The sequence below is a fragment of the Brucella sp. MAB-22 genome (assembly GCF_025908475.1).
In the GTDB taxonomy this organism is placed as follows: domain Bacteria; phylum Pseudomonadota; class Alphaproteobacteria; order Rhizobiales; family Rhizobiaceae; genus Brucella; species Brucella anthropi.
Window position 1 is genome coordinate 1,207,402 of the sequence record NZ_CP109781.1, and the last position, 13,998, is coordinate 1,221,399.

Below are 13,998 nucleotides of genomic sequence, written 5' to 3' on the forward strand. Positions count from 1 at the left end.
AGGAACGCTTATGCGTGTCGGCTGCCCGAAGGAAATCAAGAACCATGAATATCGTGTCGGACTGACCCCCGCCGCGGTTCGTGAATATGTGGCCCATGGCCACGAAGTCTGGATTGAAACAAAGGCAGGTGCCGGTATCGGTGCCGATGATGCCAGCTACATCGCCGCTGGTGCGAAAATTGCCGCTTCTGCAAAAGACATTTTTGAGAAGTGCGACATGATCGTGAAGGTCAAGGAGCCACAGCCCTCCGAATGGGCACAGCTTCGCGAAGGCCAGCTTCTCTACACTTATCTCCATCTCGCCCCCGACCCGGAACAGACCAAGGGCCTGCTCGCCTCCGGCGTGACGGCAATTGCCTATGAAACCGTAACGGATGATCGCGGTGGATTGCCGCTGCTCGCCCCGATGTCGGAAGTGGCGGGCCGTCTGTCGATACAGGCCGGTGCGACGGCGCTCCAGAAAGCCAATGGCGGCCTCGGTATTCTGCTGGGTGGCGTGCCCGGCGTGCTGCCGGCAAAAGTCACGATCATCGGCGGTGGCGTCGTCGGGCTTCATGCGGCCAGAATGGCAGTGGGGCTTGGCGCCGACGTGTCCATTCTGGATCGCTCGCTGCCGCGTCTGCGCCAGCTCGACGATATATTTAGCGGTCGCGTTCATACACGCTATTCCAGTATTCAAGCGCTTGAAGATGAAGTCTTCTCTGCCGATCTCGTCATCGGCGCCGTGCTGATCCCCGGTGCTGCAGCGCCGAAACTCGTCACCCACGAAATGCTCTCGGGCATGAAGAAGGGGGCGGTTATCGTCGATGTAGCTATCGATCAGGGCGGCTGTTTCGAGACATCCCATGCAACGACACATTCCGATCCCACTTACGAAGTGGACGGGATCGTCCATTACTGCGTGGCCAATATGCCGGGTGCTGTTCCGGTGACCTCGGCGCACGCCCTCAACAATGCCACCCTTCATTACGGTCTGGCGCTTGCTGACCGTGGTTTGAGGGCAATTGCCGAGGACAAGCACCTGCGCAATGGCCTGAACGTTCACAAAGGGCGCATCACCAACAAACCGGTTGCGGAAGCGCTTGGTTATGAAGCTTTTGCGCCTGAAAGCGTTCTGAACGTGGCGTGAGGCTTTATAGGAACAGCGATGAAAAGGGACTGCGATGGCGCTTTGTGCCATCGCAGTAACAAGTAGTCCACTAATATTCCGGTGCGTCGGTCTTGCGTGGAACGGGAAAAAGCTGGATTAGGCTTTGATCTATATCCTGGCAGGAAAATCCCGTGCAGTTTAAATTTTCGCGATCGGCATTGTGTTTCACGCTGATGCTTCTGGCGCTACTTGCTCTGCTCGCGACAATGGGGGCAGGATTGGGCTGGATCAGAAGCTTCATCGGGGATGTGATCGCCGTCATCTTTGTCTATGCGGTGCTCAGAACTTTTATTGACGGAAACCGCCTGCTGCTGGCCTTGATCGCGTTTCTGACCGGCGTGGCGGTGGAATACGGTCAGTATCTTGCAAAGCAGTTCGATATCGTGATCGGAAACCCGGCCCTGCGTATTATTCTCGGAGCGACGCCGGATTGGCTGGATGTTCTGGCCTATGCGATCGGTGCCGGAATTGTCGTCGTGTATCTGCTGGCGCGACGTCAGGTTAAAGCGTCAAACTAATTTATAGAAATTGTTGCACGACCTTGTTTTGAACAAGATGTGCACCTATATGGCTGTCATAGGCATTGCTTAAGAGCGCTGGAACGCGTCTGTCGCTCGCAATAGCCTTCATCGCTTGATGCTTTTGACCACGGATGTACTGGCACTGGTAGGAAAGCGATGATCAGGAAGGTCGGTGCGTTTTCGCCCCGGCCTTTTTTGTTGTCTGCAGTTTCGCGAGAATGAAGCAAAACGGCCTGCTGAAATCCTCAAGCAGGCCGTTTGGCTAGAAATTAAGCAGCCAGTGCTTCGTCTTCCGAGGTCGGGACTTCAGAAATCGTCTTCAGAACCTGCGAAGCGATCTGGTATGGGCAGCCCTGCGAGTTCGGGCGGCGATCTTCCAGATAGCCGCGATATCCATCCCTGACGAATGCGTGTGGAACGCGGATCGAAGCGCCACGGTCGGCAACGCCGTAGGAGAACTTGTTCCATGGTGCGGTTTCATGCTTGCCGGTCAGGCGCATGTGGTTGTCCGGGCCGTAAACGTCGATATGGTCCTGCAGGTTCTTGTCGAACTGAGCCATGAGCGCTTCGAAATAGTCCTTGCCGCCCACTTCACGCATATACTTGGTCGAGAAGTTGCAGTGCATGCCCGAGCCGTTCCAATCGGTATCGCCGAGCGGCTTGCAATGGAATTCGATATCGATTTCATACTGTTCGCAGAGGCGAAGCAGGAGATAACGGGCCATCCAGATCTGGTCGGCGGCGTTCTTGGAGCCCTTGCCGAAAATCTGGAATTCCCACTGGCCCTTGGCCACTTCAGCATTGATGCCTTCGTGATTGATACCGGCATCGAGGCAGAGATCGAGATGTTCCTCAACGATCTTGCGGGCGATGGAGCCGACATTCTTGTAGCCGACGCCGGTGTAATATGGGCCCTGCGGGGCAGGAAAGCCCTGTTCCGGGAAGCCGAGCGGACGGCCATCCTTGTAGAAGAAGTATTCCTGCTCGAAACCGAACCATGCATCATCGTCTTCGAGGACGGTTGCACGGCTGTTGGATGGATGCGGCGTGATGCCATCCGGCATCATGACTTCACACATCACGAGAACGCCGTTCTTGCGTGCGGGATCAGGATAGATCGCGACCGGCTTCAAGACGCAATCGGAGCTGCGGCCTTCGGCCTGCATCGTCGACGAGCCGTCGAAACCCCAGAGCGGCAGTTGCTCAAGTGTCGGAAAAGCATCGAATTCCTTGATCTGCGTCTTGCCGCGCAGTCCGGCAGCAGGGGTGCATCCATCGAGCCAAATGTATTCGAGCTTGTACTTGGTCATCGCTAGTCTCTCTGTCATCCTCGGTTGATCGATCACCACAAGTCATGCGGTGTCGCGCGGCTCGGTGTTCGATTTAATAGAAGCAAGGACCGTGCCAGTTTCAAATTTGACGCATTTCTACGGTGGTACAGGCGCAAGCGATAAAGCGGGCAAGATTTGCACAACGGAAAGCGGAGAATGTCTGCTCAAAAAACAGGCAACAGATTAGAATTTCATCACGCCTGAAATACCGGGTGCGTCATCCCAATCTTGCCACCTGTCACTCAAGCCCAGAACCCCCTGAAATTCAAAGGCATAAAGCAAAATCGAACAGGCGGACAGAATAAGTCGTTGGACGCTCCGGCCACCATTCTTCACCTTACCTTCAAACAAAAGGGGAGTGACTGATGGCACGTTCGATCAACAGAAAATCGGCTTTTCTGGCAAGTTTAGCGTTGAGTGTTTCGGCAATGACTGTTTTCGCAGCCAATGCTGCTGAAATCACGGTGATGGGTTATCGCGGCGCATTCCAGGACAATTATGTCAAGGCCGTCATCGAGCCGTTCCAGAAGGAACATCCCGACATCAAGGTCACCTATTACGGTGTGCAGAATGCAGCGACATCGCTCGGCAACATGCGCGCCCAGAAGTCCTCTCCCCAGACGGATGCGGTCATCTATGACCTTTCGGTCGCCAAGATCGCCGATGAGGAAGGGCTGGTCGAGAAGCTCGATCCGGCATCGCTCAAAAATTATGCGGATGTCGCCGACCTCGGCAAGGAACTCGCAGGCGCTGCAATTCCGATCACATATGACACGCTTTCGCTTCTTTATAACAACGATGCATTTGCGCAAGGTGCACCGGATAGCTGGGAAGCGCTCTGGGACAAGCAGCAAAGCGGCAAGGTTATCATCCCGGCACAGGGCGGCGGCGATATTCAAGCCATCCTGCTTACGATCATCGCGAACCGTCTCGCTGGTGAAGACGACTATACGAAGACTGTGAAGCCGGGCGTCGACAAGCTGGTGGAGCTGGCGCCTGCCGTGCAGACGTGGGAACCGAAGCCCGATGCCTATACGCTGGTTGCAAACGGCACCGCAACCTTGTCCATCGGCTATAATGCCCGCGCCCAGTTCTACTTCGACCAGACCGGCGGAAAGCTTCAGTCGGTCGGCCCGAAGGAAGGCACGGCTGCGCAAGTGAATGTCATCAGTGCGATTGCCAACGGCAAAAATATGGATGCAACCAAGACATTCATCGACTATGCGATAAGCCCCGAGACGCAGGCCCGGTTCGCCGAGATCATGTTCTATGCGCCATCGAACATGAAAGCGGACGTGAACGACGAAACGAAGAAGCGCATTCCGTACATGGATGCGGCTCAACGCGAAAAGCTCATTCCGGTCAACTGGATGACCATTGGCGATATGCGCGACAAGCTGCTCAATCCCTGGCGTCGCCAGATCATTCCGGCTGGTCGTTAAAACTCTACCTCACCCTGAAATTCACGCTTCCGCCCCGTTTCTCCGGGGCGGCAACGACCCCTCACAGGTTTCGATATGGTAGCAGAAAGCTCATTTCTACAGTTGAAGGCCCTCACCAAGCTTTACGGTAACAACTACCGGGCAGTGGACGATCTTCATCTCGATCTGCCGCGCGGAAAACTGCTTGGCCTCCTCGGTCCATCCGGTTGCGGCAAGACGACGACTTTGCGCATGATTGCAGGTCTCGCCTCGACCTCGGACGGCAACATCCTGATTGATGGCAACGATATTTCGCACAGGCCGCCCCATCAGCGCGATATCGGTCTGGTTTTCCAGAACTACGCCCTGTTCCCACACATGACCGTGGCCGAAAATGTCGCTTTCGGTCTCGATATGCGTAAGGTCGGCAAGGCCGAAGCAAAGAAGCGCGTTGAGGAAGCACTCGAAATGGTGCGGCTTCCCGGCTACGGTTCGCGCAAGCCCAAGGAGATGTCCGGTGGTCAGCAGCAGCGCGTGGCGCTGGCGCGTGCGCTGGTCATCCGTCCGCGCATTCTTCTGCTGGATGAGCCCCTGTCCAATCTGGATGCGAAGTTGCGCGACGACATGCGGATCGAAATCCGCGAGATTCAGAAGCGCCTCGACATCACGACGGTTTTCGTCACGCATGATCAGGTCGAAGCACTGACAATGTGCGACGTCGTCGGCGTGATGGATAGCGGCAAGCTGGCACAGCTCGGCTCGCCGGAAGAAATCTATGAGAAGCCATCCTCCCTGTTTGTGGCCAAATTTGTCGGACGCGCCAATGTCCACAATTGCGAGATCGTTGACGAAAATGTCTGCCGTCTGGGCAGCGGCACCTATCGCTGCAACACGCATGGAAAGTCACGCGGGTCAGGGCAAATCGCCATTCGTCCGCATCGCATCAATCTCACACCCAACCGCGATCGCAATCTTGTCAGTGTCGTAACCAACAGCGCCCACGGCGTGGTCGAGCGCACGACCTATATCGGTGACATCGTTCAATATGACATCGAGATTGAGGGCGCCTGCCTGAAAGTAGAAGTGCCAACCGCCAGTGCAGGACATGCATTCCATACCGGCGACCGGCTGCTGTGCGAATGGAAGCCGGAAGACATGCTGGTTTTCGGGAGCTGATGTCATGACAGCGATCACATCGACCGACATCATCCCGGCAAAGCCATCAAGGCGCAGACGCTACAGCCTCGTCGCCGTTGCGCTTCTTCTGCCGATGGCCTTGATCAATCTCATTGCCTTCATTGCGCCGGTTGCCCACCTGGCGCAGATATCCTTCCTGCAGAGCGAGAGCGGCGGTGTCCTGACAGACCGCTATACGTTCGAGAATTATATCAATTTCTTCACCGACAGTTTCAATTGGGGTCTGGTGTTCAACTCGCTCTGGCTGAGCGCGTTCATCACGCTGGCAACGCTTATCTGTGCCTATCCGATTGCGCTTTTCCTGCACCGTGTTTCGCCGGTCTGGCGCAACTTCCTTTTCGTGGTGACGGTCTCGCCGCTGCTCGTCAGCAGCGTGGTGCGCACCTATGGCTGGATGGTGCTTCTCGGCGATCAGGGACTTGTCAATGGAGCCTTGATGAACCTCGGCATCATTTCCTCCCCCATCAGGCTCGTCAACAATACGCTCGGCGTATTCATCGGGATGGTGGAAATCCTGATCCCCTATATGGCGCTGTCGTTGATTGCCGGTTTCGGGCGCCTGAATGCCTCGCTTGAGGAGGCTGCGGCATCCCTCGGCGCCAATGCCTTCACGCGGTTTCGCCGGATCATCCTGCCACTCACCTTGCCGGGCATCGCACTTGGCTGCCTGCTTTGCTTCGTGCTGGCAATCAGCTCCTTCATCACACCGAAATTGCTTGGTGGCGGGCGCGTGTTCCTGCTGGCGACGGAAATCTACGACCAGGCTGTGATCCAGCTTGAATGGCCGCGAGCCGCCGCAACCTCCGTCATTGTCCTGATCATTTTCGGTCTCGCTTTGATGGTCTATTCCCGCATCGCACGTCGCATCGACTGATTGGCAAAGGAGAAACGAGATGATTGGTTCAACTTCATTGCCATTCCGCCTACTGGTCGGCCTGCTCTATCTGTTCCTGCTGGCCCCAATTCTGGTCGTCGTGCCGCTATCGTTCAGCAACGACAACTATCTCACCTTTCCGCCGCAGAGCTGGGGTGTGCGGTGGTATGCGGAAATGCTGCATCATGAAACGCTCATTCAGGCGTTCTGGATCAGCCTCGGCATTGCATCGGTCGTCACTGTCCTGTCGCTTCTGGCAGGTATCCCGGCCGCCTATGCCATCCGCCGTTATCAGTTCCGTGGACGCGAAGCGGTGCTGAACCTCTTTACCGCGCCGCTGCTTCTGCCTTCCATCGTGCTTGGTCTTGCCATTCTGCTGGTCTTTGTGCGGCTGGAACTGCTCGGCACGTTCACCGGTCTGGTGATCGCCCATCTGATCGTGACGACCCCTTACGTCATCCGCATCATGATAACGGCGTTCTCGACACTGCCGCCATCGGTTGAAGAGGCAGCCACGATGCTGGGTGCGTCACCGTTCACCGTGTTTCGTCGCATCACCCTGCCGTTGATGATGCCGGGTCTGGTGGCAAGTGCCGCACTGTCCTTCCTTCTGTCCTTCGATGAGGTGGTGATCTCGCTCTTCATCACCGGACCGCGCATGACGACGCTGCCGGTGGAAATCTTCAACTATGTCGAAAGCCGCACCGACCCGATGACCGCTTCCATCTCGGTCGTGCTGATTGCGGCCACGCTGCTCATCATCTTCGTCATCGAACGCACACTCGGATTGTCACGCACAATCGGCAAATAACCTCCCAACTGAAAGTGACTGCAAGCATGGAAAATATCGCCCTCTGGATGTCGCAACCGCATTTCAGCTATCTCGAAATTGCCCGGACCTGCGGCTTCTCATCCTTCGTTCTGGAACTCGAGCACGGAACTTTCGACCTGTCGACGCTGGACCAGTTTCTGGCTTTCACCAAGGCGCAGGGTCTCTCCACCCTGACGAAGGTGCTGGCACCGACGCCAGAAGCCATTCAGCAGGCGCTGGACTTCGGATCGGATGGCGTCATCGTTCCGCATATCCTCGGTGTAGAACATGCGCATCAGGTTACGAAGGCTGCAAAATATCCGCTGGTCGGCACGCGTTCTTATACGGGTGGCCGCATTTTCGGCTATGCCCGCCCGGCGACCGATGCCTTCGAAAAAGAGAACAAGCGCACCAAATGCTTCGCCATGGTCGAGACGGCGGAAAGTCTAGCCGACGTCGAGAAGATTATCGCGCTCGATACGGTCGACGGCTTGTTTCCCGGCCCTTCGGATCTGGCGCTTGCACGCGGTCGGGGAGCATACGCTTTCAATGATGACGACAAGGCCGATCTGCGCCGCTGTGCGGCGGCTGCACGCGCTGCCGGGAAGCCATGGATCATGCCCGCCTGGACTGAAGCCGAACGGCGCTTCGCACAGGAAGAGGGCGCCGCGATGCTGGTCGTCGCCACCCAGAACATGACGCTTCGCCAGGGCATGGTTTCGACTGTGAACATGTTGAAAAGCGAAGCCCTGGTTGCCTGACTGAACTGAATACCCACTCATTCGCTGGAGGAAGAAATGAAGATTAGCCTGATCCAAACGAGCCCGCAGACCGACAAGGCAGAAAACCTGCGTATTACGCGGGGATTGATGGAAGATGCCGTGCGCACGGATTCTCCGGACCTGATCGTGCTGCCCGAGTATTTCGAATATTACGGTGGTACTCCGGAAGAAAAACTTGCGGCAGCCGAGAGCGTTCCCGGTGGCCCTGCCTACAAGATGGCGCAGGACTTTGCTCGCGAGCACAAGGTCTTCGTCCATGCCGGAACCTTGATGGAAAAGGTTCCAAACGAAAAGCGCATCTACAATTCCACCTTCGTCTTCAATCGCGAAGGCAAGGAGATTGCGCATTATCGCAAGATCCATATGTTCGACATCGTCGGGCCGGACGGGACGGCCTATAAGGAATCCGCAACCGTCAAGCCGGGCGAGAATGTTGTCGTCTATGACCTGGACGGGTTCAAGGTCGGCTGTGCGATCTGCTACGATATCCGCTTTGCCGAACTTTATCTGGAGCTGGAAAAGGCCGGTGCCGATGTCATCGTGCTTCCCGCCGCATTCACGCTGCAAACCGGCAAGGACCACTGGGAGGTGCTGGCGCGTGCCCGTGCCATCGAAACTCAGACCTATTTTGCCGCCTGCGGCCAGACCGGCAGCACGGTTTCGAATGGCGAACGGCGTCATACCTATGGTCACTCGCTCGTCTGCGATCCGTGGGGCCACGTTGTGGCGCGCGCGTCAGACGGTGTCGGGTTCGTGACGGCGCGCATCGAGCGCGCGCAGATCGAACGTGTGCGTTCACTCATCCCCATGGTCAGCCATCGCCGTATCGGCAAGCAGTTGCAAGCCTGCGCATAGGAGGCCCCATATGTATACGATCAATCCCATGCCGGAGCAGGTTGCTGCCGGTGACCTCCAGCTTCTGTCGGGGGTCGAGACAGCCACTGTCGGACACTGGCGCTTCTTCGGTTTCATGCACCGTTCCATCCAGCCGCTCCTCCCGAAGCGCCGTGTGGTCGGTACCGCCGTCACCATCGCCATACCGGGCCCGGATTCCACCCTGCTTCACCACGTAACCGGAATGCTTCGCCCCGGCGATATTCTGGTGGTGGATCGGATGGGCGACGACCGCTATGCGTGCTGGGGCGGCGGTGTGACCATCGCTGCGAAGGCCTCGGGTGCGGTTGCTGGCATCGTGGATGGCCCGTGCACGGACCTGACGGAAATCGAGGATTCCGATTTTCCGATGTGGGCGAGGGGTATCTCGCCCATCACCACCCGGCTCTATGATCTGGGCGGTGGCATCAACATTCCGGTTTCCTGCGGCGGTGTGGTCGTCAATCCCGGTGATGCCATTCTGGCCGATGAGAGTGGGGTTCTGGTCCTGCCGCGGGACGAAGTGAACGCGGTTGCCTCGCGCGCGCTCGATATACAGGACAAGGGAAAGGTGCGTGAGGCTTCGGTGAAAACCGGCCTCAAGCTCGGTGACGTGTCTGGCGCCACCAAGAAAATTCTCGCCCACGCGGGAAGCTGATCCGATACGGGCCGGTTTCGGCCGGCCCTGATCATTTGTGGGATGGAATATGACTATTTGCTTATTTTCATCCCGCAAGTGTCTTAGAAGGAAAGGACGAATCTGATTGCCCGCAGCGCGATAAGGGACTTCAAGAAACGCAGGCGCGCGGGTGATTGAAATGGGAAGGGACATGCCCGTCCATGAATATCCGTTTTCTGGAAACGGTGATCTGGTTGTCGGAACTGCGTAATTTCCGGGCGACGGCGGCTCGCCTCAATATGACCCCGGCGGCGATATCCAATCGTATCGGCGCGATGGAGCAGGAACTGGGGTTCCGGCTCTTCGACCGCGATGCCCGCGACGTCAATCTGACGGCGGAAGGCGAAGCCTTTGTCGAGGGCGCGCGCGATGTCGTACGCCGTTATCATGATCTGGTGGAAAGTCTGAGTCCGCAAAACGGGCTTGAAGGCACGCTGAAAATTGGCATCGTTCCGAGCCTCGCCATGACCATATTGCCGGGCATTCTCGATATCGTCCGCCAGCGCTACCCGCAGATACGCATCTCGATCACGACCTCCTCATCGAAAGGGATCGTGCAGAAGCTGGAGCAGCGGGAACTCGACATCGTTTTCGCCATCAAGCCCGAGCCTACGCCCAACCTGCGCATCGTCGACATATGCACTTTCGGCATGTTCTGGATATCGCGCAGCAATCAGTTTCCGGGCGGGGCTGAAGACATGCTGTCACGCGATGACCTGCTTGGCTGCAATCTCATTTCCTATGAGAGCGGTTCCTATAATTATCAGCAGATCATCAATTATTTCACGGAAGAGCGCCTGAAAGACGCGACCGTTCATTATTCCAATTCGCTCACCACGACGATCAACATGATTTCGGCTGGTGTCGGTATTTCTGTCATTCCGCCGGTGGTGATCCAGAAAGAGCTTCGGACAGGTGAGTTGCAGGTGCTGAATACCAATGCCGTTTTCCCGGCGACGAGCTATAGCGCTATTTATCTCGAAAGCGCAGCGACGCGCCTGATCACGCTTGTAGCCAATATCGCCCGTGAAGCCGGGCGCAATTTCAGCGGCAATTTCAGTGATAGTCTGGCCTATCAGGACTAGCGCGCAGCTTTCCGTTCAGGCTGGTTTCAGGCTCTGCGTGGGCATATCCCCGCAATAGATGCTGATGATCTCTTCGGCGACCAGACGCTGCAACTCCCAGAGATTGCGGTCGCGGATGCCTTTTTCTTCCAGATGCTTGACGGTGAGATAGAGATATTCGGCGCAGGAGCCCATATGCCCGCAGGCGCGCGCAAGCAATTGTGCCACGGAGGTCAGGGGCATGTTGTCCGAAAGCCTGTCTCCACGCGGTCCGGCCCAGAAAACGAGCGCACGTATTGGTCCATCCTCGGTGTCGATCGAAACCCAGCGGATGGAATAGGCATCGTCAATCGAACTGATTTCGCGCCGGATCATTCGACGCAATTGTCCAAGGCGGTCCTCATCGGACAGCCGGAAAGCAATACCCTTGCAGCTGCCGCCCGGTCGCAGCGCCAGCATAAGGCCCGGCTGGGCCATCGTTGCGCGCCAGCGGGTCAGCCGAAGGCAGAATGAACGGTGCCAGCCGCTCGCCGTTCCGGCGCGCGAGTCCACCGCCTCGAAATCCGGCTTCCAGATCAGGGAGCCATAGGCGAAAACCCAGAGCGGGCTGTCTCCTGCTTCGTGAAAGAGCTGTTCCGCCAGTTCATCGACCTCATTGTCGGTGATCGGTGCCCGGCTCGGATCAGGACCGCGATCAACCTCAAGCCGAAGGCTCAGCGAAACGAGTTCCTCGGTCAAAGCCATACGGGACAGATCGGCAGAAGGCACGGCGTATTCAGGCTGATCGTAATTCTGGGTCATTCTTTCACGGCAAAGCATGTTCATGGATGCGTCGCCTCAGATACTCGCATTTTTGCGCATATCATCAAGCTGCCGCAATGATGAAAACAACAATTCCCGGTCTCGCAGATGTTCTTCGTAGAGAGACACGAAAATGGAATTCGTCGTTACATGTGGCTCAGGCGCGGACTGGGCGCGTCGCAAGCTGTTGTTGGCCTTGCGCTTGGCATCTTCGACTTTGGCAAGCAATTCCTGAAGCCTGCCGGAATTGCCAAACGCACGAACACCGGCTTCCGGTGCGCCTGAGGCGACTGTATTCGATGTCGAGTGGATCATGGTCTGCATCTCCAATGGCAAGATATAGAGCTGATCGTGGAGTCTGTTTATGATATAATGATGTTATAAAATGTACTAAATTACATTCTTGTGATGTTGTGTTTCGGGCATTGTTTTTAAGAATAATTCTATTTCTTGCTAAGAGTATTTTTAGCACTGTCGCCCCGTTGAAAACGAGGCATTCAATGCCAAAACATCCAGTGAACAAGGAAAATTCGCGCGGTAGTGCTGCGCTCGGACAGATTCCGGGATGCGCGGGCAGCTGGCATTTGAGACCGGGATATCAATCAGCGTCATGATTCATGAAGGGGAGCATATCGACCGTGTCGATTGTCGTCGGCTCGACGGGCTTGCCGTCTGGCTTGGCAAAAATCATCACTGCAAAACAGTAGATCAGAAACACTGCCACGCCGATAGCTAGCAGGCTGGCAAATATGAGTGGCCAATCAATCATGGCCGACACCTTGGCGCAGTTTGCACGTCAACTCAACCGTCTGTTGCGATGGGAAAGCCTTAGCGCTAGCCTGTAAAAGAGAGCGGCAGGTTTCGACCGGAGGCTGGATGTCGGAAATAAAAACGCTGGGATCCAGACGGGTCTACGAAAATCGTTGGATGAAGGTTCGCGAGGACCGCATTGTTTATCCGGACGGCAGCGAAAGCATTTATGGCGTTGTCGAGAAAAACGATGCCGCAATGATTTTCGCAATGGATGACGAAGACGGCGTCTATTTAGTGGAACAGTTCCGCTATCCCGTCGGGCGCCGCTTCTGGGAACTGCCGCAAGGGGCCTGGCAGGAGCAGGAGAACGTCGATCCGCTCACTTTGGCTCGCGGAGAACTGCGAGAGGAAACCGGGCTGACCGCTGAGGAAATGGTCTATCTCGGAGAGACTTACGAAGCCTACGGCTTTGCGGCTAACAAGTGCCATATCTTTCTCGCTACAGGACTGAAAATGGGAAAGCCCAACCTCGATGCCGAAGAGCAGGGGCTTATCTGCCGCCGCTTTCCTATCGGGGAAGCCGTCGAGATGATCCTTCGTGGCGATATCAAAGATGCGAGTACTATTGCCGCCTTCGGGCTTCTGCGTCTGAAAGGGATTATCTGAAGCATACTGCGCGGTAACAGGGAGCGCCCACTGAAATCAATGGGGCAATCTCCACAGCAGATACAGGCCTACGACCGTTGAAAAAATGACGCCTGACCACAGCCAAATCTGATCGGCAAATAACAAGCGCGTCATTTTCTGTGGATCTCGATCCAGGTAATGCCGAAGACAACAGCGCTGACGGCCAGGATCGCTGTTAACTCAATCCAAAAAATCAACTGCATGGCGATGTCCTCCAGCATGGTTAACAAACAACTAATGAAAAGGTTCACTCAGCCGATGAGTTTCATTGACATCATGACATCATGATGTCACTATCTCCTGATGAAAATCGCAGAAGATCATGCTCCGCTCTATGCCAAGGTGGAAACATCGCTGGCGGACGATATTTCAGCCGGTGCTCTGCCTGCTGGCAGTCAGCTTCCTCCAGAAGATCGCCTGATCGAACGTTTCGGAGTCAGCCGGACGACCGTTCGCAAGGCCATTGAGAATCTGGTCGCGCGTGGCCTTGTCGAAATTCGTCGCGGCAAGGGAACCTTCGTTGCCCAGCCCAAGGTCACGCAGGAATTGACGGAGCTGACCGGTTTCGTCGAAGACATGCAGGCGCTCGGTCGCGCCCCGACGGCACGATTGCTTGACACGGAGATAGTGCCAGTCGATGCAGACGCTGCGCGCCAGCTCGCTCTGCCGTCCGGAGCTCTGGTGATGCGGATCCGGCGCGTTCGGCTTGCCGATGGCGTCGCCATGTCTCTGGATGAAACATATCTGCCGCGTGAAATCGGTGAGAAGATCGTCACGCACGATCTGGACGTCGAGCCGATCTTCACACTGCTGGAAGACAAATATGATCTGCCGCTTGTCGAGGCGGAGTATCGGCTGGAGGCTGTCACTGCTTCGCCGGATGTTGCGGAGGCCCTCGCAGTCGAGCCGGGCAGCGCTGTCTTCCTGATCGAGCGCACGTCCTACACCGAGGGGCATCGGGCAATCGACTACGAAAAGCTTCACTATCGCGGTGATCTCATCAGCTTTGTCACTCGCCTGGCCCGGCGACCGCGCGGCCAAAAATAGCCGGGGG

16 protein-coding genes are annotated in these 13,998 nt (G+C 56.4%); 12 read left to right on the top strand and 4 right to left on the bottom strand.

Annotation, left to right across the window (positions count from 1 at the left end; all coding sequences use genetic code 11):
• Nucleotides 1–10 precede the first annotated feature (10 nt).
• Both ald and OHI65_RS05450 read left to right on the top strand, forming a co-directional pair.
• A complete protein-coding gene (ald, locus tag OHI65_RS05445; protein ID WP_010659343.1) occupies nt 11–1,129 on the top strand; it encodes an alanine dehydrogenase in 1,119 nt (372 codons plus the stop codon).
• Nucleotides 1,130–1,281: 152 nt separating this feature from the next.
• Entirely contained in the window at nt 1,282–1,668 is a 387-nt protein-coding gene (locus tag OHI65_RS05450) for a DUF2809 domain-containing protein (RefSeq protein WP_012093475.1), read from the top strand.
• A gap of 272 nt (nt 1,669–1,940) precedes the next feature.
• Here the strand turns inward: OHI65_RS05450 and OHI65_RS05455 are convergent, their stop codons facing one another.
• Complete coding sequence (locus OHI65_RS05455) at nt 1,941–2,981, bottom strand: glutamine synthetase beta-grasp domain-containing protein (RefSeq protein ID WP_010659341.1); 1,041 nt, start codon at nt 2,979–2,981, stop codon at nt 1,941–1,943.
• Nucleotides 2,982–3,367: 386 nt separating this feature from the next.
• Between OHI65_RS05455 and OHI65_RS05460 the strand changes: the two genes are divergently transcribed.
• From OHI65_RS05460 to OHI65_RS05495, 8 genes are all read left to right on the top strand, one after another.
• On the top strand, nt 3,368–4,444 hold the full coding sequence (locus OHI65_RS05460; RefSeq protein ID WP_012093473.1) for an extracellular solute-binding protein: 1,077 nt from the start codon (nt 3,368–3,370) through the stop codon (nt 4,442–4,444).
• A 75-nt stretch (nt 4,445–4,519) separates the two neighbouring features.
• The gene (locus OHI65_RS05465) at nt 4,520–5,599 is read left to right on the top strand and encodes an ABC transporter ATP-binding protein (protein WP_125302773.1); all 1,080 of its coding nucleotides are present in this window, start codon (nt 4,520–4,522) and stop codon (nt 5,597–5,599) included.
• 4 nt (nt 5,600–5,603) lie between these two features.
• Nucleotides 5,604–6,494: an ABC transporter permease gene (locus OHI65_RS05470; protein WP_125302776.1), complete on the top strand. Its 891-nt coding sequence runs from the start codon at nt 5,604–5,606 to the stop codon at nt 6,492–6,494.
• Between the two features lie 19 nt (nt 6,495–6,513).
• On the top strand, nt 6,514–7,305 hold the full coding sequence (locus tag OHI65_RS05475) for an ABC transporter permease (RefSeq protein ID WP_006470062.1): 792 nt from the start codon (nt 6,514–6,516) through the stop codon (nt 7,303–7,305).
• A 26-nt stretch (nt 7,306–7,331) separates the two neighbouring features.
• Entirely contained in the window at nt 7,332–8,066 is a 735-nt protein-coding gene (locus OHI65_RS05480; protein ID WP_125302779.1) for an aldolase/citrate lyase family protein, read from the top strand.
• Between the two features lie 36 nt (nt 8,067–8,102).
• Nucleotides 8,103–8,942, top strand: coding sequence for a carbon-nitrogen hydrolase family protein (locus OHI65_RS05485; RefSeq protein ID WP_029929986.1), 840 nt, complete (start codon nt 8,103–8,105; stop codon nt 8,940–8,942).
• Between the two features lie 10 nt (nt 8,943–8,952).
• On the top strand, nt 8,953–9,618 hold the full coding sequence (locus OHI65_RS05490) for an RraA family protein (protein WP_010659335.1): 666 nt from the start codon (nt 8,953–8,955) through the stop codon (nt 9,616–9,618).
• Between the two features lie 182 nt (nt 9,619–9,800).
• On the top strand, nt 9,801–10,724 hold the full coding sequence (locus OHI65_RS05495) for a LysR family transcriptional regulator (protein WP_010659334.1): 924 nt from the start codon (nt 9,801–9,803) through the stop codon (nt 10,722–10,724).
• Nucleotides 10,725–10,739: 15 nt separating this feature from the next.
• Here OHI65_RS05495 and OHI65_RS05500 read toward each other — a convergent pair whose 3' ends face one another.
• The 3 genes from OHI65_RS05500 to OHI65_RS05510 form a co-directional block, all read right to left on the bottom strand.
• Nucleotides 10,740–11,504: a gamma-glutamylcyclotransferase gene (locus OHI65_RS05500; protein WP_235784284.1), complete on the bottom strand. Its 765-nt coding sequence runs from the start codon at nt 11,502–11,504 to the stop codon at nt 10,740–10,742.
• A gap of 36 nt (nt 11,505–11,540) precedes the next feature.
• The gene (locus OHI65_RS05505) at nt 11,541–11,819 is read right to left on the bottom strand and encodes a hypothetical protein (RefSeq protein ID WP_010659332.1); all 279 of its coding nucleotides are present in this window, start codon (nt 11,817–11,819) and stop codon (nt 11,541–11,543) included.
• Between the two features lie 283 nt (nt 11,820–12,102).
• Nucleotides 12,103–12,273, bottom strand: coding sequence for a hypothetical protein (locus OHI65_RS05510; RefSeq protein ID WP_155243286.1), 171 nt, complete (start codon nt 12,271–12,273; stop codon nt 12,103–12,105).
• Nucleotides 12,274–12,380: 107 nt separating this feature from the next.
• On the opposite strand from OHI65_RS05510, the gene OHI65_RS05515 reads away from it, so the two are divergent.
• Both OHI65_RS05515 and OHI65_RS05520 read left to right on the top strand, forming a co-directional pair.
• Nucleotides 12,381–12,923 carry an NUDIX domain-containing protein gene (locus tag OHI65_RS05515; protein WP_012093467.1) on the top strand — a complete coding sequence of 181 codons (543 nt, stop codon included), beginning with the start codon at nt 12,381–12,383 and terminating at the stop codon, nt 12,921–12,923.
• 324 nt (nt 12,924–13,247) lie between these two features.
• Nucleotides 13,248–13,991: a GntR family transcriptional regulator gene (locus OHI65_RS05520; RefSeq protein WP_125302781.1), complete on the top strand. Its 744-nt coding sequence runs from the start codon at nt 13,248–13,250 to the stop codon at nt 13,989–13,991.
• Nucleotides 13,992–13,998 lie beyond the last annotated feature (7 nt).